This is a genomic window from Streptomyces sp. ICC1, assembly GCF_003287935.1.
Taxonomy (GTDB): Bacteria; Actinomycetota; Actinomycetes; order Streptomycetales; family Streptomycetaceae; genus Streptomyces; species Streptomyces tritrimontium.
Map to the genome: position 1 here is coordinate 4029726 of NZ_CP030287.1, position 19462 is coordinate 4049187.

Consider the following 19462-nt stretch of genomic DNA (forward strand, 5'->3'; position numbering starts at 1 on the left):
GGTCGCGCGAGGCGGTCTGAGAGAATTGGCAGGTGATCTCTCGTATCGACCTGCGCGGTGACGCCCTCCCCGAGGGCGGCGCCCTGCGCGATCTGCTGCCCCGTGCCGAGTTCGACGTGGAAGCCGCCCTGGACAAGGTGCGGCCCATCTGCGAGGACGTCCATCATCGTGGGACGGCGGCGCTGATCGAGTACGCGCAGAAGTTCGACGGAGTGAAGCTCGAGCAGGTCAGGGTCCCGGTAGAGGCCATCAAGACCGCTCTCGACGAGCTCGACCCGGCCGTCCGCGCCGCCCTCGAGGAGTCGATCCGGCGCGCCCGGATCGTCCACCGCAACCAGCGCCGCACCGAGCACACCACCCAGGTGGTCCCCGGCGGAACGGTGACCGAGAAGTGGGTTCCGGTGGAGCGCGTGGGGCTGTACGCCCCGGGCGGCCGCTCGGTGTACCCGTCCTCCGTCGTCATGAACGTCGTACCGGCCCAGGAGGCGGGCGTCGAGTCGATCGCGCTCTCCTCCCCGCCGCAGGCGGAGTTCGACGGCCTGCCGCACCCGACGATCCTCGCGGCCTGCGCGCTGCTCGGCGTCGACGAGGTGTACGCGGCCGGCGGCGCCCAGGCCGTCGCGATGTTCGCGTACGGCACGGAGGAATGCGCACCGGCGAACATGGTGACCGGCCCCGGCAACATCTGGGTCGCCGCCGCCAAGCGCTACTTCACCGGCAAGATCGGCATCGACACCGAGGCCGGACCGACCGAGATCGCGGTCCTCGCGGACTCCACGGCCGATCCGGTCCACGTCGCCGCCGACCTGATCAGCCAGGCCGAGCACGACCCGCTGGCCGCCGCCGTGCTGGTGACGGACAGCGAGGAGCTCGCGGCCGCCGTCGAGAAGGAGCTGGAGCCGCAGGTCGCGGCGACCAAGCACATCGAGGACCGGATCAAGCCCGCGCTGGCCGGCCGGCAGTCCGCGATCGTGCTGGTCGACACCCTGGAGGACGGCCTCAAGGTCGTCGACGCCTACGGCGCCGAGCACCTGGAGATCCAGACGGCCGACGCGGCCGCCTGGGCCGCCCGCGTGCGCAACGCCGGCGCGATCTTCGTCGGCCCGTGGTCCCCGGTCTCCCTCGGCGACTACTGCGCCGGCTCCAACCACGTGCTGCCCACCGGCGGCTGCGCCTGCCACTCCTCCGGCCTGTCCGTGCAGTCCTTCCTGCGCGGCATCCACATCGTCGACTACACGCGGGACGCCCTCGCCGAGGTCACCCACCACGTGGTGACGCTCGCCGAGGCCGAGGACCTGCCCGCGCACGGCGCCGCCCTCAAGGCGCGCTTCGGATGGAAGGTTCCCCAGCAGTGAGCGCGGAGACAGTGGACATCGGCATCGACGACCTCCCCATCCGGGACGAGCTGCGCGGCAAGACCCCGTACGGCGCCCCGCAGCTCGACGTGCCCGTCCAGCTGAACACCAACGAGAACCCGTACGGGCTGCCCGAGGCGATTGTCAGCCGCATCGCCGAGCGCGTCGCCGAGGCCGCCCGCACCCTCAACCGCTACCCCGACCGGGACGCGGTCGAGCTGCGCACCGAGCTGGCCGCCTACCTCACCCGTACCGGCAAGCACCCGGTCGCGCGGGAGAACGTGTGGGCCGCCAACGGCTCCAACGAGGTCCTCCAGCAGTTGCTGCAGACCTTCGGCGGGCCCGGGCGCACCGCGATCGGCTTCGAGCCCTCGTACTCGATGCACGCGCTGATCGCGCGCGGCACCGGCACGGACTGGATCTCCGGACCGCGCCGCGAGGACTTCACCATCGACGTGGAGGCCGCCGAGCAGGCGATCGCCGCCCACAAGCCCAACGTCGTCTTCATCACCTCGCCCAACAACCCCACGGGCACCGCGGTCGGGGCGGAGACGGTCCTGGCCCTCTACGAGGCCGCGCAGGAGGCCGGGCCCAGCCTGGTCATCGTCGACGAGGCCTACGTGGAGTTCAGTCACCGGGACTCGCTGCTGCCGCTGATCGAGGGCCGCCCGAACCTGGTGGTCTCCCGGACCATGTCCAAGGCCTTCGGCGCGGCCGGCCTGCGCCTGGGCTACCTGGCCGCGCACCCGGCCGTGGTCGACGCGGTCCAGCTCGTACGGCTGCCGTACCACCTGTCGGCCGTCACCCAGGCGACCGCGCTGGCCGCCCTGGAGTTCACCGACACCCTGCTCGGCTACGTCGAGCAGCTCAAGGCCGAGCGCGACCGCCTGGTCGCCGAGCTGCGGGGCATCGGCTTCGAGGTCACCGACTCCGACTCGAACTTCGTGCAGTTCGGCCGGTTCGAGAATTCCCACACCGCCTGGCAGAAGATCCTCGACCGGGGCGTCCTGGTCCGGGACAACGGCGTACCGGGATGGCTGCGGGTCACCGCGGGCACCCCCGCCGAGAACGACGCGTTCCTGGAAGCGGTTCGCGCACTGAAGAAGGAGCAGCACGCATGAGCCGCATCGGACGGGTCGAACGGACCACCAAGGAGACCTCGGTCCTCGTCGAGATAAACCTCGACGGCACGGGCAAGGTCGACGTCTCGACGGGCGTGGGCTTCTACGACCACATGCTCGACCAGCTCGGCCGCCACGGCCTCTTCGACCTCACGGTCAAGACCGAGGGCGACCTGCACATCGACAGCCACCACACCATCGAGGACAGCGCGCTCGCGCTCGGCGCCGCCTTCAAGCAGGCCCTCGGCGACAAGGTGGGCATCTACCGCTTCGGCAACTGCACCGTGCCGCTCGACGAGTCCCTCGCGCAGGTGACCGTCGACCTGTCCGGCCGCCCCTACCTCGTGCACACCGAGCCCGAGAACATGGCGCCGATGATCGGCACGTACGACACGACGATGACCCGGCACATCTTCGAGTCCTTCGTCGCGCAGGCCCAGATCGCCCTGCACATCCACGTGCCGTACGGGCGCAACGCCCACCACATCGTGGAGTGCCAGTTCAAGGCGCTGGCCCGGGCCCTGCGCTACGCCGCCGAATTCGACACCCGCGCGGCCGGGATCCTGCCTTCCACGAAGGGCGCCCTCTAGCGTGAACGGGCTCAACACGATCCTGATCGTCCTCGGCCTCTTCCTGGCCGGCGGCGTCTACTCCTTCCAGAAGCAGCAGATGCCCAAGTCGGTCGTCGTCCTGCTCGCCTTCGGCTCCGTGATGTGCCTGGTCGCCGGAGTCCTGCGGATCCAGGGAATTTGGGAGTGAGTGCCATACACCCCTCAATGGGCAAAAGGGCCACCAAGAAGGTCGTCGTCTTCGACTACGGCTTCGGCAACGTCCGCTCCGCCGAGCGCGCGCTCGCGCGCGCGGGCGCGGACGTGGAGATCACCCGCGACTACGACCGGGCCATGGACGCCGACGGGCTCCTCGTCCCCGGCGTCGGCGCCTACTCCGCCTGCATGAAGGGGCTGAAGGAGGCGCGCGGCGACTGGATCATCGGCCGCCGGCTCTCCGGCGGCCGCCCGGTCATGGGCATCTGCGTCGGCATGCAGATCCTCTTCGAGCGCGGCATCGAGCACGGCGTGGAGACCGAAGGCCTCGACGAGTGGCCCGGCACGGTCGGCCCGCTCAAGGCCCCGATCGTCCCCCACATGGGCTGGAACACCGTCGAGGCGCCGGCCGACAGCCAGGCCTTCGCCGGCCTGGACGAGGACGCCCGCTTCTACTTCGTGCACTCCTACGCGGCCCACGACTGGTCCCTGGAAGTCACCAACCCGCTGATCAAGGCCCCCAAGGTCACGTGGGCCACGCACGGCGAGCGGTTCGTCGCGGCGGTGGAGAACGGGGCCCTGTGGGCCACCCAGTTCCACCCCGAGAAGTCCGGGGACGCCGGCGCCCAGCTCCTCACCAACTGGATCGAGACCCTGTGATGACGACCTCGAAGAAGCTCGAGCTGCTTCCCGCGGTGGACGTGCGGGACGGCCAGGCCGTCCGCCTCGTCCACGGCGTCTCCGGCAGCGAGACCTCCTACGGCTCCCCGCTCCAGGCCGCCCTCGCCTGGCAGGCCTCCGGCGCCGAGTGGCTGCACCTGGTCGACCTCGACGCCGCCTTCGGCACCGGTGACAACCGCGCGCTCGTCGCCGAGATCACCGGCGCCATGGACATCAAGGTCGAGCTGTCCGGCGGCATCCGCGACGACGCCACGCTCGCCGCGGCCCTCGCCACCGGCTGCACCCGCGTCAACCTCGGCACCGCCGCCCTGGAGACCCCCGAGTGGGCCGCCAAGGCCATCGCCGAGCACGGCGACAAGATCGCGGTCGGCCTCGACGTGCGCGGCACCACCCTCAAGGGCCGCGGCTGGACCAGCGAGGGCGGGGACCTCTACGAGACCCTCGCCCGCCTGGACTCCGAGGGCTGCGCCCGGTACGTCGTCACCGACATCGGCAAGGACGGCACCCTCACCGGCCCCAACCTGGAGCTGCTGAGAGACGTCTGCGCCGCCACCGACCGGCCCGTCGTCGCCTCCGGCGGCATCTCCTCCCTCGACGACCTGCGCGCACTGGCCGGCCTGGTCGGGGCCGGCGTCGAGGGCGCGATCGTAGGCAAGGCCCTGTACGCCAAGGCGTTCACGCTCGAAGAAGCCCTGAAGGTGGTCTCCGCATGAGTTCCGAGAACAATTCAGACGTCCGGCGCATCTCCTCCGGCGGTCCGTACGAGGACGTCCTCGGCTACTCGCGCGCCGTGCAGCTCCCCACCGGCCTGGTCCTGGTCTCCGGCTGCACCGGGGCCGACGCGGGCGGCCCGTACGACCAGGCCATGAAGGCCTTCGACGTGGCCTTCAAGGCCCTGGAGAAGGCCGGGCTCGGCCCCGAGCACGTGGTCCGCACCCGCCTCTACCTCACGCACGCCCGGGACGTGGACGAGGTCGGCCGCGCCCACAAGGAGCTCTTCGACAAGGTCCGCCCCGCCGCGACGATGATCATCGTCAACGGGTTCGTCGACCCGAGCATGGTCGTCGAGGTGGAGGTCGAGGCCTTCGGCCCCGTCGCCGGAGGCTCCGCATGACCCTCGCCGTACGGGTGATCCCCTGCCTGGACGTCGACAACGGCCGGGTCGTCAAGGGCGTCAACTTCCAGAACCTGCGCGACGCCGGCGACCCGGTCGAGATGGCCAAGCTCTACGACGCCGAAGGCGCCGACGAGCTGACCTTCCTCGACATCACCGCTTCCTCCGGGAACCGCGAGACCACCTACGACGTGGTGCGCCGCACCGCCGAGCAGGTCTTCATCCCGCTGACCGTGGGCGGCGGGGTACGCACCGCCGACGACGTGGACAAGCTGCTGAGGGCCGGCGCCGACAAGGTCGGCGTGAACACCGCCGCCATCGCCCGGCCCGAGCTCATCCAGGAGATCGCGGAGCGCTTCGGCCGGCAGGTGCTCGTCCTGTCCGTGGACGCGCGCCGCACGGAGTCCGGTTCGTTCGAGGTGACCACCCACGGCGGCCGGCGCAGCGCCGGCATCGACGCCGTCGAGTGGGCCCACCGGGCGGCCGAACTGGGCGCCGGGGAAATCCTGTTGAACTCGATGGACGCGGACGGTACCAAGGACGGCTACGACACCGAGATGATCGCGGCCGTGCGCAAGCACGTCACGGTCCCGGTGATCGCCTCGGGCGGCGCGGGCACCCTCGCGCACTTCCCGCCGGCGATCGCGGCGGGCGCCGACGCGGTGCTCGCGGCGTCGGTGTTCCACTTCGGCGACCTGCGCATCGGGCAGGTCAAGGACGCGCTGCGCGAGGCGGGCCACCCGGTCCGCTGAGGTTTTCCCTGGGGGCGGGTTGAACGGGAACGTCAAGGGCAACGGCGAAGCCGGGGGCGGAACCGCGACCGGGGCCGGGGCCCGGGTCGGGGCCGGGGCCGGCCGCAGCGTGTGGCGCGACGCCAACGTGCTGCGCTGGCTCGCCGCCTACGGGTCGTCGCTCGTCGGGGACGGCGTCTACTTCCTCGCCCTCGGCTGGGCGGCGGCCCAGACGGCCGGCCCGGCCGAGGTCGGCCTGGTCATGGCCGTCGGCGCGGTGCCGCGCGCGCTGCTCATGCTGGGCGGCGGGGTCGTCGCCGACCGGTTCGGCCCGCGGCTGGTCGTCATCTCCTCGGACGCCGTGCGCTGCGCGGTGATCCTGGGCCTGGCCCTGCTGGCCGCCCTCACCTCCCCGGGCCTGTGGGCGCTGGTCCTGGTCGCCCTGGTCTTCGGCGTCGTGGACGCGCTGTTCATGCCGGCCGTGGGGGCCCTGCCGCCGCGGATCGCCGCCCGCGGGCAGCTGGTACGGGTCCAGGGCCTGCGCAGCCTGGCCGAACGCGTCGGCCACACCGCCGGGCCGCCCGTGGCGGGGCTGGCGATGGGCCTCGGCGGACCGGCGGCGGCCTTCGGGGTGGCTTCGGCGCTGTTCGGGCTCTCGCTGGTGCTGCTGCTGGCGGTACGCATCTCCCCGTCGGCCGGCCCCGCCGCCGCCCCCGACTGGGGGAGTTCCGAGACGCCCTGGCAGCAGCTGCGCTCGGGGATCGGGTACATCCGCGGGCACGGCCTGATAGGGCCCCTGGTGCTGTCCGGGGCGCTGAGCCAGCTGGGCACGTCCGCCCCGATGACGCTGGGGCTGATCCTGGTCGCGGGGGACCGCGGCTGGGGGCCGGCCGGGGTCGGCTGGATCGTCGGCGGCATGGGCGTCGGCGCGGCGGCGAGCGCGCTGCTGCTGACCCTGATCCCGAGGTTCCCCCGGGCCGGGGCGGTCCAGAACCTCACCCTGATCGTCGGCTCGGCGGGCATCGGCGCGCTGGTCCTGGCACCGAACCTGGCCGTCGCGGTCGCGCTGGCGGTGCTGACGGGGCTGGTCTGCGGGATCTGCGGCGGGCTGGCCGTCGCGCTGATCCAGACGGCGACGGACCCCGCGTACCTGGGGCGGGTCAGTTCGGTGATGGCCTTCACGGCGGTCGGGCTGGCTCCGCTGGCGTACCCCGTGTTCGGCTTCGCCGCCGGGCTGTGGGGGGTGACCCCGGTCTTCCTCGCGGGGGCCGCGGTGAGCATGGCGGGGGCGATCGTCGGCACCTGCGCCCCCGCCGTCCGCCGCGCGGAGCTGGCCTTCGCCTGATTCCTCGTCGACGCGCCCGTCGGGGTGCCGCCACCGCCACCGCCACCGTCCGCGTGGTGCGGGGCCGGGAGGGATCAGATGCCGAGCTGGGCCACCGTGAGCTTCGCGACGGCCTCCTTCGGGCCGTCCAGTTCCACCGCCGCCGAAGCCTGCCGGCCGAAGCAGAACAGGGTCAGCTCGCCCGGTTCGCCGGTCACCGTCACCACCGGCGCGCCCTTGTGGGCCACCGCCGTCTGGCCGTTCGGACGGCGCAGCACCAGGCCCACCGGGGAGCGGCGGCCCGCCAGCCGGGACAGCTTCTCCAGCCGGGACCACAGGGAGTCGGAGAAGACCGGGTCCAGGGTCCGCGGGGACCAGTCCGGCTGAGCGCGGCGCACGTCCTCGGCGTGGACGTAGAACTCCACCGCGTTCGCGACCTCGTCGATCTGCTTCAGCGAGTACACCGACAGCTTCGGCGGCCCGGTGCGGAGCAGCTGGACGAGCTCCTCGTACGGCTTGGCCGCGTACTCCTCCATCGCCTTGTCCAGGCGGCCCTTCAGAACGTTCAGCAGCAGCCCGCCCGCCGCGTCGGGGCGGCGCTCCCGGACCACCACGTGGGCGGCGAGCTCCCGGGTCCGCCAGCCGTCGCACAGCGTCGGCGCCTCCGGTCCGGCCGATTCCAACAGGTCCGCCAGCAGCAGTCGTTCGCGCTTCGCATGGGTAGACATGGCGGCCAGCCTACGGCCGGGACCCGGCCCGTGGCTGCTCATCAGGCGGACAGGGATCCTTGACCGCTCCCCGGGCGCGGCACAATGGCGTCCATGAGTACGTCCTCCCTCGATCCCGCCATCGCCGCCCGCCTCAAGCGCTCCGCGGACGGTCTGGTCCCGGCCATCGCCCAGCAGTACGACACCGGTGAGGTGCTCATGCTCGGCTGGATGGACGACGAGGCCCTGCACCGCACCCTGACCACCGGCCGCTGCACGTACTGGTCGCGCAGCCGCCGGGAGTACTGGGTGAAGGGCGACACCTCCGGCCACTTCCAGCACGTGAAGTCCGTCGCGCTCGACTGCGACGCCGACACCCTGCTCGTTCGGGTGGACCAGGTGGGGGCGGCCTGCCACACCGGCGCCCGGACGTGTTTCGATGCGGACGTCCTGCCCCTGGCCGGTTCCGCCGGCCCCACGGCCGAAGCCGAATAGGTAAGGTGCCACGCAATGGATCTTGAGACGTTCCGCAAGCTCGCGGCCGACCGCCGCGTCATCCCCGTGAGCCGCAAGCTGCTGGCGGACGGGGACACGCCCGTCGGGCTCTACCGCAAGCTGGCCGCCGAACGTCCTGGGACGTTTCTGCTGGAGTCCGCGGAGAACGGCCGCTCCTGGTCGCGCTACTCCTTCGTCGGCGTCCGCAGCGCCTCCACCCTGACCGTCCGGGACGGCCAGGCCCACTGGATCGGCACGCCGCCCGTCGGCGTCCCCACCTCGGGCGACCCCCTGGAGGCCCTGCGGCAGACCGTGGAGGCCCTGCACACCCCCCGCGACCTGTCCTCCGGCATGCCGCCCTTCACCGGCGGCATGGTCGGCTACCTCGGCTACGACATCGTGCGCCGCCTGGAGCGGATCGGCGAGCACACCGAGGACGATCTGCGGCTGCCCGAGCTGACGATGCTGCTCACCTCGGACCTGGCGGTCCTGGACCACTGGGACGGCACCGTCCTGCTCATCGCCAACGCGATCAACCACAACGACCTCGACGCGGGCGTCGACGAGGCGCACGCGGACGCCGTCGCCCGGCTCGACGCGATGGAGGCCGACCTCGCGCGGCCCGCCCCGTACGCCCCGATGCCGCTGCCCGACGCGGAACTCCCGGAGTTCTCCGCCCTCTGGGGCGGCGAGAAGTACCAGGCCGCCGTCGAGGAGGTCAAGGAGCGGATCCGGGCCGGCGAGGCCTTCCAGGTGGTGCCCTCGCAGCGGTTCGAGACCCCCTGCAAGGCCTCCGCGCTCGACGTGTACCGGGTGCTGCGGGCCACCAACCCGTCCCCGTACATGTACCTCTTCCGCTTCGAGAACGGCTTCGACGTGGTCGGGTCCAGCCCCGAGGCGCTGGTCAAGGTCGAGGACGGCCGGGCCATGGTCCACCCCATCGCCGGCACCCGGCACCGGGGCGCCACCCCGCAGCAGGACAACGACCTCGCCGAAGAGCTGCTGGCGGACCCCAAGGAGCGTGCCGAGCACCTCATGCTCGTCGACCTGGGCCGCAACGACCTGGGCCGGGTCTGCGAGCCGGGCTCCGTCGAGGTCGTCGACTTCATGAGCATCGAGCGGTACTCGCACGTCATGCACATCGTCTCCACGGTGACGGGCCGCGTCGCCGAGGGCAAGACCGCCTTCGACGTGCTCACCGCCTGCTTCCCGGCCGGCACCCTGTCCGGCGCGCCCAAGCCGCGCGCCATGCAGATCATCGAGGAGCTGGAGCCCACCCGCCGCGGTCTGTACGGGGGCTGCGTCGGCTACCTCGACTTCGCCGGGGACTCCGACACCGCCATCGCCATCCGCACCGCGCTGCTGCGCGACGGGAAGGCGTACGTCCAGGCGGGCGCCGGGGTCGTCGCGGACTCGGTGCCCGAGCTGGAGGACGCCGAGTGCCGCAACAAGGCCGCCGCGGTGCTGCGCGCGGTGGGAGCGGCGAACCGCCTCCACGGCGCCTGAGCGGGTAGGGGATAGTGGGGTGCGTGAGTGCCGTGCCCCAGCCCCGAACCGACCCTTCCGACGCCGCCCCCGGACCCGATCCCGATACCGGGAGGGACCAGGGGGCCGGCCGCCGCAGTGTGGCCGTCGCCCTGCTGCTCGGCACGCTCGGTGCCACCGTCGTCCTGCTCGCCTCCGGCCGCGTCTGGGCCCGGGGCGTGGCCGCCGTCGGCGGCGGCTCGCTGCCGCTGAGCGCCGACGGGCGGGCCGTCACCGGCCTGCCGGCCGCCCTGGCCATCGTGGGCCTGGCGGCCCTGGTGGCCGTCTTCGCCGTCCGGGGCAAGAGCCGGCTGCTGGTGTCGGCGCTGCTGGCGCTGAGCGGCCTGGGCGCGGGAGCGGCCGCGCTGGCCAACGCCGACGGGCGCCGGGCCCTGGACGCGGAGGCGGCCCGTACGACGGCCGACACCGCCGCGCACGTGGCCGGCCTGACCCAGACGGCGTGGCCCTACGTGACGGCCGCCGGAGCGGCGCTGATCCTGCTGGCGGGGCTGCTGGCCCTGCGGTTCGGCCGCGCCTGGCCCGCCATGGGCGGCCGCTACGAGCGCGACGGCACCGCCCGGCCCCGAAAGACGGCCGTGGTGGACCCGGACCGGCCCGAGGACTTGTGGAAGGCTCTGGACCGGGGCGAGGACCCGACCGGCCGGGACAAGGGCCTCTAGGGACCCGCACCCCCGGACCGGCCCGGGGACCCGACCGGGACGGCCGGACGGACCCCGTGAACTCCGCTGCCACCTGGTGCGGGACAATGACCACCGAGCGTTCGACACAGCACGTGCGGCGTGCGACAGAGCACCCCCGAGTACGAGGAGCAACTCATGGCGGGCACTAGCCACGGACACACCCCGGCCGCCTGGACCGGTGTCATCATCGCCTTCATCGGCTTCTGCGTCTCCGGCGCCTTCATGGTGCTGGCGAACCCGCTGGGCTTCTGGGCCGGCCTCGTCGTCGTCGTGCTCGGCGGTGTCGTGGGCATGGCGATGAGGGCCGCGGGCATGGGTGCGCCGAAGGCCACCCACACCGACCTTTCCGAGGTCATCGCGGCGAACCGCCTCGCCGCCAAGGTCTGATCCGGGCGCGGGTTTCGAAAGGCGCGGCCCGTCGGGCTGCGCCTTTTGTCATGAGCGGAGAGAATCAGCAGGTGGACGCCTCTCGCACTTCCGACCTCGCGCCGCCGGTGCCGTCCCCGGCGCCCGCGGAGCCCGCCGCGCCCGTCTCCCGGGTCCGGCGGCTGGCCGCCCCGGCGCTCACCCTGGCCGGGGCCGCCGCGGCCCTCGCGTACGTGGGCACCGTGGATCCGAACGAGCCCGGCCACTACCCGGTCTGCCCGCTGTTCCGGCTGTCCGGGGTCCTGTGCCCCGGGTGCGGCGGGCTGCGCAGCGCGCACGCGTTCGCCCACGGCGATCTGGTGACGGCTCTCGGGGCGAATGCCCTGGCGGTCGCCGGCTACTTCGTCTTCGCGGGATTCATGGTGCTGTGGCTGGTGCGCGCGGTGCGCGGCCGACCGGGCCCCAGGTTCGCCGTGAAGCCCGCGTACTGGTGGGGGATCGGTGCGGTGGCCCTCGTCTTCTCGGTGGTCCGCAACCTCCCTCTGGGGTCCTTCCTGGCCCCCTGACCTGCGGGTGAAGGTGCGATTCCACATGTCCACCCAATGGGACGCCGTCAACCGCGTGCGGAGGGCAAGGCGTCCTGCGGATACCATTTGAAGTGCTGACCTTGCAGTTGTACGTGTCTGCAAGGCGGCCGACCGTCATCGACCCGGAAGGGGGCCGCTCGCGTGAGTGTGCTCGACGAGATCATCGAAGGGGTCCGCGAAGACCTTGCCGAACGGCAGGCTCGCGTCAGCCTCGACGAGCTCAAGGAGCGTGCCGCCAAGGCGCCCCAGGCCAAGGACGGCGTCGCTGCCCTGCGCGGCGACAGCGTCAAGGTGATCTGCGAGGTCAAGCGCTCCAGCCCGTCAAAGGGTGCGCTGGCAGCCATCGCGGATCCGGCCGCGCTCGCCGCCGACTACGAGGCGGGCGGTGCGGCCATCATCTCGGTCCTCACCGAGCAGCGCCGTTTCGGCGGCTCGCTGGCCGACCTGGAGGCCGTCCGCGCCCGCGTGGACATCCCGATCCTGCGCAAGGACTTCATCGTCACGGCGTACCAGCTGTGGGAGGCCCGCGCCTACGGCGCCGACCTCGTGCTGCTGATCGTCGCGGCCCTGGAGCAGGAGGCCCTCGTCTCCCTCATCGAGCGGGCCGAGTCCATCGGCCTCACCCCGCTCGTCGAGGTCCACGACGAGGAGGAGATCGAGCGTGCGGTCGCGGCGGGCGCCAAGATCATCGGCGTCAACGCCCGCAACCTGAAGGACCTCAAGGTCGACCGCTCCACTTTCGAGCGGATCGTCGGCGAGATCCCGGCCCACATCGTCAAGGTCGCCGAATCCGGCATCCGCGGGCCCCACGACCTGATCGCCTACGCCAACGAGGGCGCGGACGCCGTCCTCGTCGGGGAGTCCCTGGTGACCGGCCGCGACCCGAAGGCGGCCGTGGCCGACCTCGTCGCCGCCGGTGCGCACCCCGCCCTGCGCCACGGGCGGAGCTGACCCGCACCCATGGTCAACGACCGCCCCTCCGTCCGCACCCGGCCCGGCTCGCGCCTGGCCGGAGTGCCGACGGCGCACGCGCCCCTGGCGCGCGGCTGCCGCCCCCGCGGCTGCCGCGCCCCGGCCCGGCGCGTGCACGGGCGGCGGGTCCGGTACGTGATCGGCTCCGAGCCCGGCCAGGTCAACGGCATGCGATGGCGACCCGGAGTCGCGTCGTAAGGAGGCCGCCCCGAACGGTGTACGTCGTACACCGCGCCCGTCGGTCGCCCCCTCACGGCCTGCCGCCCGAGCCGCCGGCTCCGGCGCGGGCCGCCCCGTACCGCACGTCGCACGCGCCCCAGCGGGGTGTGCGCTCCGCGGGCGGGCGGCGCAATACGGTGAAGACATCCGCGTCGCATCCGTAGGAGTACCTGGGCATGTCCAGCGCCAGCAGTTTCTTCATCCCGGACCCCGAGGGTCACATCCCGAACGCCGAGGGCTACTTCGGCGACTTCGGCGGCAAGTTCATCCCGGAGGCGCTCGTCGCCGCCGTGGACGAGGTCGCCGTCGAGTACGAGAAGGCCAAGGGCGACCCGGCCTTCGCGGCCGAGCTCAACGACCTGATGGTCAACTACACCGGCCGCCCCAGCTCCCTCACCGAGGTGGCGCGGTTCGCCGAGCACGCCGGCGGCGCGCGGATCTTCCTCAAGCGCGAGGACCTGAACCACACCGGCTCGCACAAGATCAACAACGTGCTGGGTCAGGCGCTGCTCACCAAGCGCATGGGCAAGACCCGCGTCATCGCCGAGACCGGCGCCGGCCAGCACGGCGTGGCCACCGCCACCGCCTGCGCCCTCTTCGGCCTCGAATGCGTCATCTACATGGGCGAGATCGACACCCAGCGCCAGGCGCTGAACGTCGCCCGCATGCGCATGCTGGGCGCCGAGGTCATCGCGGTGAAGTCCGGCTCCCGGACCCTCAAGGACGCCATCAACGAGGCGTTCCGCGACTGGGTCGCCAACGTGGACCGCACCCACTACCTCTTCGGCACGGTCGCCGGCCCCCACCCCTTCCCGGCCATGGTCCGCGACTTCCACCGCGTCATCGGGGTCGAGGCCCGCCGCCAGATCCTGGAGCGCGCCGGCCGCCTGCCCGACGCCGTCGCCGCCTGCGTCGGCGGCGGCTCCAACGCCATCGGCCTCTTCCACGCCTTCATCCCGGACGCCGGGGTCCGCCTGGTCGGCTTCGAGCCCGCCGGGCACGGCGTGGAGACCGGCGAGCACGCGGCCACCCTGACCGTCGGAGAGCCCGGCATCCTGCACGGATCGCGCTCCTACGTCCTGCAGGACGAGGAGGGCCAGATCACCGAGCCGTACTCGATCTCGGCCGGCCTGGACTACCCGGGCATCGGCCCGGAGCACTCGTACCTCAAGGACGCGGGCCGCGCCGAGTACCGCGCGGTCACCGACGACCAGGCGATGCAGGCGCTGCGGCTGCTCTCGCGCACCGAGGGCATCATCCCGGCCATCGAGTCGGCGCACGCCCTCGCGGGCGCGCTGGACCTCGGCAAGGAACTGGGCAAGGACGGGCTGCTCGTCGTCAACCTGTCCGGCCGCGGCGACAAGGACATGGACACCGCCGCCCGCTACTTCGACCTGTACGACGCCGACGCCTCCGAGGGGGAGACCAAGTGAGCGGCACCATCGAACTCCTCTCGGCCACGCTCGCCAAGGCGAAGTCCGAGGACCGCGCGGCCCTCGTCGCCTACCTCCCGGCGGGCTTCCCGACCGTGGACGGGGCCATCGAGGCCGTCAAGGCCGTCATCGCCGGCGGCGCCGACATCGTCGAGATCGGCCTCCCGCACAGCGACCCGGTCCTGGACGGCGCGATCATCCAGACCGCCGACGACATCGCCCTGCGCGGCGGGGTCAAGATCGCCGACACGCTGCGCACCGTCCGCGAGGCGCACGAGGCGACCGGCGCCCCGATCCTGGTCATGACGTACTGGAACCCCATCGACCGCTACGGCGTCGAGCGGTTCACCGCCGAGCTCGCCGCGGCCGGCGGCGCGGGCTGCATCCTGCCCGACCTGCCGGTCCAGGAGTCCGCGCTGTGGCGCGAGCACGCGGCCAAGCACGGTCTCGCGACCGTCTTCGTCGTGGCCCCCAGCAGCAAGGACGAGCGCCTGGCCACCATCACGGCGGCCGGCTCCGGCTTCGTCTACGCCGCGTCCCTCATGGGTGTCACCGGCACCCGCGAGTCGGTCGGCAACCAGGCGGCCGACCTGGTCCGCCGCACCCGCGCCACCAGCGAACTGCCGGTCTGCGTCGGCCTCGGAGTCTCCAACGCCGCCCAGGCCAAGGAGGTCGCCGGCTTCGCCGACGGGGTGATCGTCGGCTCCGCCTTCGTGAAGCTGCTGCTGGACGCGCCGGACCTGCCCGCCGGGCTGGCCGCCGTGAAGGCACTGGCGGGCGAGCTCGCGGAGGGCGTCCGCAGGAGCTGACGACGCGGCTCCGGCCGGGTCGCGTTCGATCGACAACACGGACCCCTGAGCGGGTTCCGTAGCCCGATCGGGTGGAAGTGGGGGCAGGGAGGCACGAGAGTGCCTCCCTGCTTCGTTTGGCCGAACGTGAGCGACATGAACGACGGTGCGAACCGCGATGCGACGAAACGATCGGCCCGCGAGCGACTCCAGCTGGAGCGCGAGCGGCAGAAGGCCAAGGACAAGCGCCGGCGGACCCTCGTCGTGTCGGCGGCGGTGGTCGGCGTACTCGGCCTGGCGGCCGTCGTCGGCCTGATCGCGGCGAACACGGGCAAGGGCGGCTCGTCCGCCAAGGGCGGCCCGCTGGTCGCGCCCTCCGGGGCCACCGGAACCGACGCGCTCGCCATCCAGACCGGCAAGGCCGAGGCCCCCTCCACGCTGACCGTGTGGGAGGACTTCCGCTGCCCGGCCTGCAAGGCCTTCGAGACCAACTACCGGGACACCGTCCACGAGCTGGAGGCCAAGGGGCTCCTCAAGGTCGAGTACCACCTGGTCACCCTGATCGACGGGAACATGGGCGGCAGCGGCTCGCTCAAGAGCGCCAACGCGGCGGCCTGCGCGCAGGACGCCGGAAAGTTCGCCCCGTACCACGACGTCCTCTTCGAGAACCAGCCAGAGGAGACCGATGACGCCTACGGGAAGAACGCGAAGCTGCTGGAGCTCGCCGCCAAGGTCGACGGGCTGGACACTCCGGCCTTCCGCACCTGCGTCGAGGACGGCACGCACGACAGCTGGGTGAAGAAGTCGCAGGACGCCTTCCGCACCGGCAAGTTCCGCGGCACCCCGACCGTGCTGCTCGACGGCAAGGACATCTTCGCGGACCAGGCCAACCCGCTGACCCCGCAGAAGCTCAAGGAGAAGGTGGAGGCGGCCGGCAAGGGCGGCCCCGGCGGCGCGAAGACGTCCGCTTCCCCGTCCCCGTCCGCGTCCGCTTCGCCGTCCGCTTCGGGCTCGGCGAAGGCCTCGTCCGCCCGCTCGTCCTCCCCCTCGGCGCCGTCCTCCTCCGCTTCGGCGCGCTCGGCCGGCCGTGCGGCCTCCGGCGGGACGGGCTCCTCGGACCGGTCCCCGGACCACTCGGGGATGGTCATGGACCGCTGACGGCCGTCTCGATTCGGCAGCAGCTTGCCGGACGGGTTGCGGTCCCCACCGTCCGGCAAGGTAGCGTCGGGTCTTGCCATGAACCTTGCCTTCATTCCCAGTCCGTCGACGGGCGTGCTCCAACTCGGGCCGATCCCGCTGCGCGGCTACGCGTTCTGCATCATCATCGGCGTCTTCGTCGCCGTCTGGCTCGGCAACAAGCGGTGGGTCGCCCGCGGCGGAAAGCCGGGCACGGTCGCGGACATCGCCGTGTGGGCGGTGCCGTTCGGCCTGGTCGGCGGTCGCCTCTACCACGTGATCACCGACTACCAGCTCTACTTCGGCGAAGGCCGGAACTGGGTCGACGCACTCAAGATCTGGCAGGGCGGCCTCGGCATCTGGGGCGCGATCGCCCTCGGCGCCGTGGGTGCCTGGATCGGCTGCAGGCTGCGCGGCATCCCGCTGCCGGCCTGGGCCGACGCCCTGGCCCCCGGCATCGCGCTGGCCCAGGCCTGTGGACGCTGGGGCAACTGGTTCAACCAGGAGCTGTACGGCCGCGCCACCGACCTGCCGTGGGCGGTGGAGATCACCGACGGACCGAACCGGGTCGCGGGCACCTACCACCCGACCTTCCTCTACGAGTCGCTCTGGTGCGTCGGTGTCGCCCTGCTGGTGATCTGGGCCGACCGGCGCTTCACGCTCGGACACGGGCGGGCGTTCGCCCTGTACGTCGCCGCCTACTGCGTCGGGCGCGGCTGGATCGAGTACATGCGGGTCGACGAGGCCCACCACATCCTGGGCCTGCGGCTCAACGTGTGGACCTCGATCGTGGTCTTCGTGCTGGCCGTGATCTACCTGGTGCTGTCGGCGAAGCTGCGGCCGGGCCGCGAGGAGGTCGTCGAGCCGGGTGCTGACGCCGTGGCCGGCGCCAAGGACGGGGACACCCCGACCGAGGACGGCGCGGCCGGAGACGCTGCCGAGGCGAAGTCCGGTGGAACCGAGGACGCCGGGGCCGACTCCGGAGCCGAAGCGAAGGCCGCCGGGCCTGAGGACACTGCGCCCGAGGACACCGAGCCCGAGGATGCCGAGCCGGTGGCCGACGGCAAGGCCGCCGAGGCCAAGAAGCTCTGACCGGGAGGCCGGTCGAACGGGAGGGGCGCCGCGCGCATGCGCGGCGCCCCTCCCGTTTTCGCGCGGCGGCCGCACGGCCGTGTCCCCGCGGTCAGGACAGGACGGGCGCGTCCCGGCGGGACAGGGCGACGACCCGTTCCGCGCCGGCCAGCATCGCCGGATCGACGAAGCGGCCGTCGGGGAGGGCCACCGCGCCCGGGGTGCGCCGGGCCGCGGCCACGATCTCCTCGGCCGCCGCGACCTCGGCCGGACCGGGCAGGTAGGCCCGCTCGATCACCGGGAGCTGGCGCGGATGGATCGCCGCGCGCCCCAGGAACCCCAGCGAGCGGCCCCGGGCGCAGGAGGCGGCCAGCGCCTCCAGGTCCCGGATGTCGGGGAACACCGACTGGGCCGGCGGCGCGAGTCCGGCCGCGCGGGCGGCCACCACCACCCGCGAGCGCGGCCAGTCCAGGCCCGCCTCCGCGGTGACCCCGAGGTCGGCCCGCAGGTCCGCCTCGCCCAGGGACAGCCCGCGCAGGGCGGGGTGCGCGCGGGCGATCTCGTACGCCCGCTCCACGCCGATCGCCGATTCCAGCAGGGCGTACAGGGCCACCCCGCCGGTGCGTTCGGCGGTGGAGACGATCTGCCCGGGCGCGGAGACCTTGGGCAGCCGCAGACCGGCCAGGCCCCGGAGCCCGGCCAGCGCGGTGAGGTCGGCGCCGCCCCACGGGGAGTTCAGGGCGTTGACGCGGACGTGGACCGGCACCGGATGGCGGGCGCCGAGCAGTTCGGCGGTGGCGGAGCGGGCGTACTCCTTGCGGGAGGCCGACACCGCGTCCTCCAGGTCCACGATGACGGCGTCGGCCCCGGCGCGCAGCGCCTTGACGACCACCTCCGGGCGGTCGCCGGGGACGTACAGCCAGGTCAGGATCACAGCGCTCCCTCCGTGCGCAGAGCGGTGATCTCGGCGGCGGACAGGCCGAGTTCGGTGAGGACGGCCTCGGTGTCCGCGCCGTGCGGGCGGCCCGCCCAGCGGATGGCGCCGGGGGTCTCGGAGAGCCGGAAGAGGACGTTCTGCATGCGGATCGGGCCGAGCTCCGGATCCTCGACCTCGGTGACCGTGTCCAGGGCCGCGTACTGCGGATCGGCCATCACGTCCCGGACGTCGTAGACCAGCGCGACCGCGGCCTCGGCGTCCTCGAAGGCCGCCGTCACCTCGTCCGCCTTGTGGCGGGCGATCCAGCCGCCGACCGCCTCGTCGAGCACGTCCGCGTGGGCGGCCCGCCCGGAACCCGTCTCGAACCAGGGCTCGGAGATCAGCTCCGGCCGGCCCACCAGCCGCATCACGCGCTCGGCGATCGACTGGGCGGAGGTGGAGACCGCCAGCCAGCGCCCGTCCGCGCTGCGGTAGGTGTTGCGGGGGGCGTTGTTCGTGGAGCGGTTCCCGGTGCGCGGCTGGACGTAGCCGAGCTGGTCGTACCAGAGCGGGTGCGGCCCCAGGACGGTCAGGATCGGCTCGATGATCGCGAGGTCCACCACCTGCCCGTGCCCGGTGCGGTCCCGGCCGGCGAGCGCTGTCATCACGGCGTACGCGGTGGTCAGCGCGGCGATCGAGTCCGCGAGCCCGAAAGGCGGCAGCGTCGGCGGCCCGTCCGGCTCCCCGGTGATCGCGGCGAACCCGCTCATCGCCTCCGCGAGGGTGCCGAAGCCGGGCCGGTGGGCGTACGGGCCCTCCTGGCCGAAGGCCGTCACGCGGGTCAGGATCAGCCGCGGGTTGGCGGCGGACAGCTCGGGCCAGCCGAGCCCCCAGCGCTCCAGGGTGCCGGGGCGGAAGTTCTCGATGACGACGTCGGCGGTGGCGGCCAGCCGCAGCAGGGTGTCCCGGCCGCCGGGGGTGGACAGGTCGAGGGTCATCGTGCGCTTGTTGCGGCCGAGCAGCTTCCACCACAGGCCGATGCCGTCCTTGGCGGGGCCGTGGCCGCGGGAGGGGTCCGGGCGGGTCGGGTGCTCGACCTTGACGACCTCGGCGCCGAAGTCGCCGAGGAGGGTGGCGGCGAGGGGGCCCGCGAAGAGGGTGGCGAGGTCGATGTAGCCGAAGTGCACGCGGATCAGGGCCCGCTGCCGACAGGCCTGCCGGACGGCGAAGGGGACTACGGGGACGGTGGCGATCGTCCAGCGCCAGAGGACGGCCTGGACGGGCGGGATGCTGTCCGCCATCCCCCGGGTGGCGAAGAAGCTGCCGGACCAGACGACCGTCACGAGCAGGGCGAGGAGCACGCCGAGGCCGGTGGCTCCCTTCTTGGCCCGGGTGCCCCCGCTGCCGGGCATGTGTA

At 72.9% G+C, this 19462-nt stretch carries 23 protein-coding genes; 20 read left to right on the forward strand and 3 right to left on the reverse strand.

Annotated features, from left to right (window positions below):
- Positions 1 to 32 precede the first annotated feature (32 nt).
- Genes hisD through DRB96_RS19100 form a run of 9 tightly spaced genes read left to right on the forward strand, consistent with a single transcriptional unit; the run spans position 33 to position 7111 of the window.
- A complete protein-coding gene (hisD, locus tag DRB96_RS19065) occupies positions 33 to 1355 on the forward strand; it encodes a histidinol dehydrogenase (RefSeq protein ID WP_112449544.1) in 1323 nt (440 codons plus the stop codon).
- A complete protein-coding gene (locus DRB96_RS19070; RefSeq protein WP_239516235.1) occupies positions 1352 to 2476 on the forward strand; it encodes a histidinol-phosphate transaminase in 1125 nt (374 codons plus the stop codon). The genes hisD and DRB96_RS19070 overlap by 4 nt, the downstream gene beginning before the upstream one ends.
- On the forward strand, positions 2473 to 3066 hold the full coding sequence (hisB, locus tag DRB96_RS19075; protein ID WP_112449546.1) for an imidazoleglycerol-phosphate dehydratase HisB: 594 nt from the start codon (positions 2473 to 2475) through the stop codon (positions 3064 to 3066). Before DRB96_RS19070 ends, hisB begins: the two co-directional genes overlap by 4 nt.
- Before the next feature lies 1 nt (position 3067).
- On the forward strand, positions 3068 to 3235 hold the full coding sequence (locus DRB96_RS43815; protein ID WP_204357772.1) for a hypothetical protein: 168 nt from the start codon (positions 3068 to 3070) through the stop codon (positions 3233 to 3235).
- A 17-nt stretch (positions 3236 to 3252) separates the two neighbouring features.
- Entirely contained in the window at positions 3253 to 3900 is a 648-nt protein-coding gene (gene hisH, locus DRB96_RS19080) for an imidazole glycerol phosphate synthase subunit HisH (RefSeq protein WP_112449547.1), read from the forward strand.
- On the forward strand, positions 3900 to 4634 hold the full coding sequence (gene priA, locus DRB96_RS19085; protein ID WP_112449548.1) for a bifunctional 1-(5-phosphoribosyl)-5-((5-phosphoribosylamino)methylideneamino)imidazole-4-carboxamide isomerase/phosphoribosylanthranilate isomerase PriA: 735 nt from the start codon (positions 3900 to 3902) through the stop codon (positions 4632 to 4634). The genes hisH and priA overlap by 1 nt, the downstream gene beginning before the upstream one ends.
- The gene (locus tag DRB96_RS19090; protein WP_112449549.1) at positions 4631 to 5035 is read left to right on the forward strand and encodes a RidA family protein; all 405 of its coding nucleotides are present in this window, start codon (positions 4631 to 4633) and stop codon (positions 5033 to 5035) included. The genes priA and DRB96_RS19090 overlap by 4 nt, the downstream gene beginning before the upstream one ends.
- Entirely contained in the window at positions 5032 to 5787 is a 756-nt protein-coding gene (gene hisF, locus DRB96_RS19095) for an imidazole glycerol phosphate synthase subunit HisF (RefSeq protein WP_112449550.1), read from the forward strand. Before DRB96_RS19090 ends, hisF begins: the two co-directional genes overlap by 4 nt.
- Before the next feature lie 19 nt (positions 5788 to 5806).
- On the forward strand, positions 5807 to 7111 hold the full coding sequence (locus DRB96_RS19100; RefSeq protein ID WP_239517742.1) for an MFS transporter: 1305 nt from the start codon (positions 5807 to 5809) through the stop codon (positions 7109 to 7111).
- A gap of 74 nt (positions 7112 to 7185) precedes the next feature.
- Here the strand turns inward: DRB96_RS19100 and DRB96_RS19105 are convergent, their stop codons facing one another.
- Complete coding sequence (locus DRB96_RS19105; protein ID WP_112453551.1) at positions 7186 to 7818, reverse strand: TIGR03085 family metal-binding protein; 633 nt, start codon at positions 7816 to 7818, stop codon at positions 7186 to 7188.
- A gap of 84 nt (positions 7819 to 7902) precedes the next feature.
- On the opposite strand from DRB96_RS19105, the gene hisI reads away from it, so the two are divergent.
- From hisI to lgt, 11 genes are all read left to right on the forward strand, one after another.
- Entirely contained in the window at positions 7903 to 8292 is a 390-nt protein-coding gene (gene hisI, locus DRB96_RS19110; protein ID WP_112449551.1) for a phosphoribosyl-AMP cyclohydrolase, read from the forward strand.
- 15 nt (positions 8293 to 8307) lie between these two features.
- Positions 8308 to 9798, forward strand: coding sequence for an anthranilate synthase component I (locus DRB96_RS19115; RefSeq protein ID WP_112449552.1), 1491 nt, complete (start codon positions 8308 to 8310; stop codon positions 9796 to 9798).
- A gap of 23 nt (positions 9799 to 9821) precedes the next feature.
- On the forward strand, positions 9822 to 10496 hold the full coding sequence (locus DRB96_RS19120; protein ID WP_112449553.1) for a TIGR02234 family membrane protein: 675 nt from the start codon (positions 9822 to 9824) through the stop codon (positions 10494 to 10496).
- Between the two features lie 156 nt (positions 10497 to 10652).
- On the forward strand, positions 10653 to 10904 hold the full coding sequence (locus DRB96_RS19125; RefSeq protein WP_112449554.1) for an HGxxPAAW family protein: 252 nt from the start codon (positions 10653 to 10655) through the stop codon (positions 10902 to 10904).
- 50 nt (positions 10905 to 10954) lie between these two features.
- The gene (locus tag DRB96_RS19130) at positions 10955 to 11449 is read left to right on the forward strand and encodes a DUF2752 domain-containing protein (protein WP_112449555.1); all 495 of its coding nucleotides are present in this window, start codon (positions 10955 to 10957) and stop codon (positions 11447 to 11449) included.
- A 162-nt stretch (positions 11450 to 11611) separates the two neighbouring features.
- Positions 11612 to 12421 (forward strand): indole-3-glycerol phosphate synthase TrpC, encoded by an 810-nt coding sequence (trpC, locus tag DRB96_RS19135; protein ID WP_112449556.1) that lies wholly within the window; start codon positions 11612 to 11614, stop codon positions 12419 to 12421.
- A gap of 9 nt (positions 12422 to 12430) precedes the next feature.
- Positions 12431 to 12640 carry a tryptophan synthase subunit(beta) gene (locus DRB96_RS19140; protein WP_112449557.1) on the forward strand — a complete coding sequence of 70 codons (210 nt, stop codon included), beginning with the start codon at positions 12431 to 12433 and terminating at the stop codon, positions 12638 to 12640.
- Between the two features lie 197 nt (positions 12641 to 12837).
- The gene (gene trpB / locus DRB96_RS19145) at positions 12838 to 14094 is read left to right on the forward strand and encodes a tryptophan synthase subunit beta (RefSeq protein ID WP_112449558.1); all 1257 of its coding nucleotides are present in this window, start codon (positions 12838 to 12840) and stop codon (positions 14092 to 14094) included.
- A complete protein-coding gene (trpA, locus tag DRB96_RS19150; RefSeq protein WP_112449559.1) occupies positions 14091 to 14903 on the forward strand; it encodes a tryptophan synthase subunit alpha in 813 nt (270 codons plus the stop codon). The genes trpB and trpA overlap by 4 nt, the downstream gene beginning before the upstream one ends.
- Positions 14904 to 15038: 135 nt before the next feature.
- On the forward strand, positions 15039 to 16040 hold the full coding sequence (locus DRB96_RS19155) for a thioredoxin domain-containing protein (RefSeq protein WP_112449560.1): 1002 nt from the start codon (positions 15039 to 15041) through the stop codon (positions 16038 to 16040).
- 78 nt (positions 16041 to 16118) lie between these two features.
- Entirely contained in the window at positions 16119 to 17150 is a 1032-nt protein-coding gene (gene lgt, locus DRB96_RS19160) for a prolipoprotein diacylglyceryl transferase (RefSeq protein WP_112449561.1), read from the forward strand.
- A gap of 91 nt (positions 17151 to 17241) precedes the next feature.
- Here the strand turns inward: lgt and DRB96_RS19165 are convergent, their stop codons facing one another.
- Together DRB96_RS19165 and DRB96_RS19170 are read right to left on the reverse strand one after the other, a co-directional pair.
- Complete coding sequence (locus DRB96_RS19165) at positions 17242 to 18063, reverse strand: CoA ester lyase (protein WP_112449562.1); 822 nt, start codon at positions 18061 to 18063, stop codon at positions 17242 to 17244.
- Complete coding sequence (locus DRB96_RS19170; RefSeq protein ID WP_239517743.1) at positions 18060 to 19457, reverse strand: CoA transferase; 1398 nt, start codon at positions 19455 to 19457, stop codon at positions 18060 to 18062. The genes DRB96_RS19165 and DRB96_RS19170 overlap by 4 nt, the downstream gene beginning before the upstream one ends.
- Positions 19458 to 19462 lie beyond the last annotated feature (5 nt).

Excerpts from the sequence above, each read along its gene's own strand:
- hisB (WP_112449546.1), top strand. The coding sequence starts at position 2,473 with ATGAGCCGCATCGGACGGGTCGAACGGACCACCAAGGAGACCTCGGTC.
- hisH (WP_112449547.1), top strand. The coding sequence starts at position 3,253 with ATGGGCAAAAGGGCCACCAAGAAGGTCGTCGTCTTCGACTACGGCTTC.
- priA (WP_112449548.1), top strand. The coding sequence starts at position 3,900 with ATGACGACCTCGAAGAAGCTCGAGCTGCTTCCCGCGGTGGACGTGCGG.
- DRB96_RS19090 (WP_112449549.1), top strand. The coding sequence starts at position 4,631 with ATGAGTTCCGAGAACAATTCAGACGTCCGGCGCATCTCCTCCGGCGGT.
- hisF (WP_112449550.1), top strand. The coding sequence starts at position 5,032 with ATGACCCTCGCCGTACGGGTGATCCCCTGCCTGGACGTCGACAACGGC.
- DRB96_RS19105 (WP_112453551.1), bottom strand. The coding sequence starts at position 7,818 with ATGTCTACCCATGCGAAGCGCGAACGACTGCTGCTGGCGGACCTGTTG.
- hisI (WP_112449551.1), top strand. The coding sequence starts at position 7,903 with ATGGCGTCCATGAGTACGTCCTCCCTCGATCCCGCCATCGCCGCCCGC.
- DRB96_RS19115 (WP_112449552.1), top strand. The coding sequence starts at position 8,308 with ATGGATCTTGAGACGTTCCGCAAGCTCGCGGCCGACCGCCGCGTCATC.
- DRB96_RS19125 (WP_112449554.1), top strand. The coding sequence starts at position 10,653 with ATGGCGGGCACTAGCCACGGACACACCCCGGCCGCCTGGACCGGTGTC.
- DRB96_RS19130 (WP_112449555.1), top strand. The coding sequence starts at position 10,955 with ATGAGCGGAGAGAATCAGCAGGTGGACGCCTCTCGCACTTCCGACCTC.
- DRB96_RS19140 (WP_112449557.1), top strand. The coding sequence starts at position 12,431 with ATGGTCAACGACCGCCCCTCCGTCCGCACCCGGCCCGGCTCGCGCCTG.
- trpB (WP_112449558.1), top strand. The coding sequence starts at position 12,838 with ATGTCCAGCGCCAGCAGTTTCTTCATCCCGGACCCCGAGGGTCACATC.
- DRB96_RS19155 (WP_112449560.1), top strand. The coding sequence starts at position 15,039 with ATGAACGACGGTGCGAACCGCGATGCGACGAAACGATCGGCCCGCGAG.
- lgt (WP_112449561.1), top strand. The coding sequence starts at position 16,119 with ATGAACCTTGCCTTCATTCCCAGTCCGTCGACGGGCGTGCTCCAACTC.
- DRB96_RS19170 (WP_239517743.1), bottom strand. The coding sequence starts at position 19,457 with ATGCCCGGCAGCGGGGGCACCCGGGCCAAGAAGGGAGCCACCGGCCTC.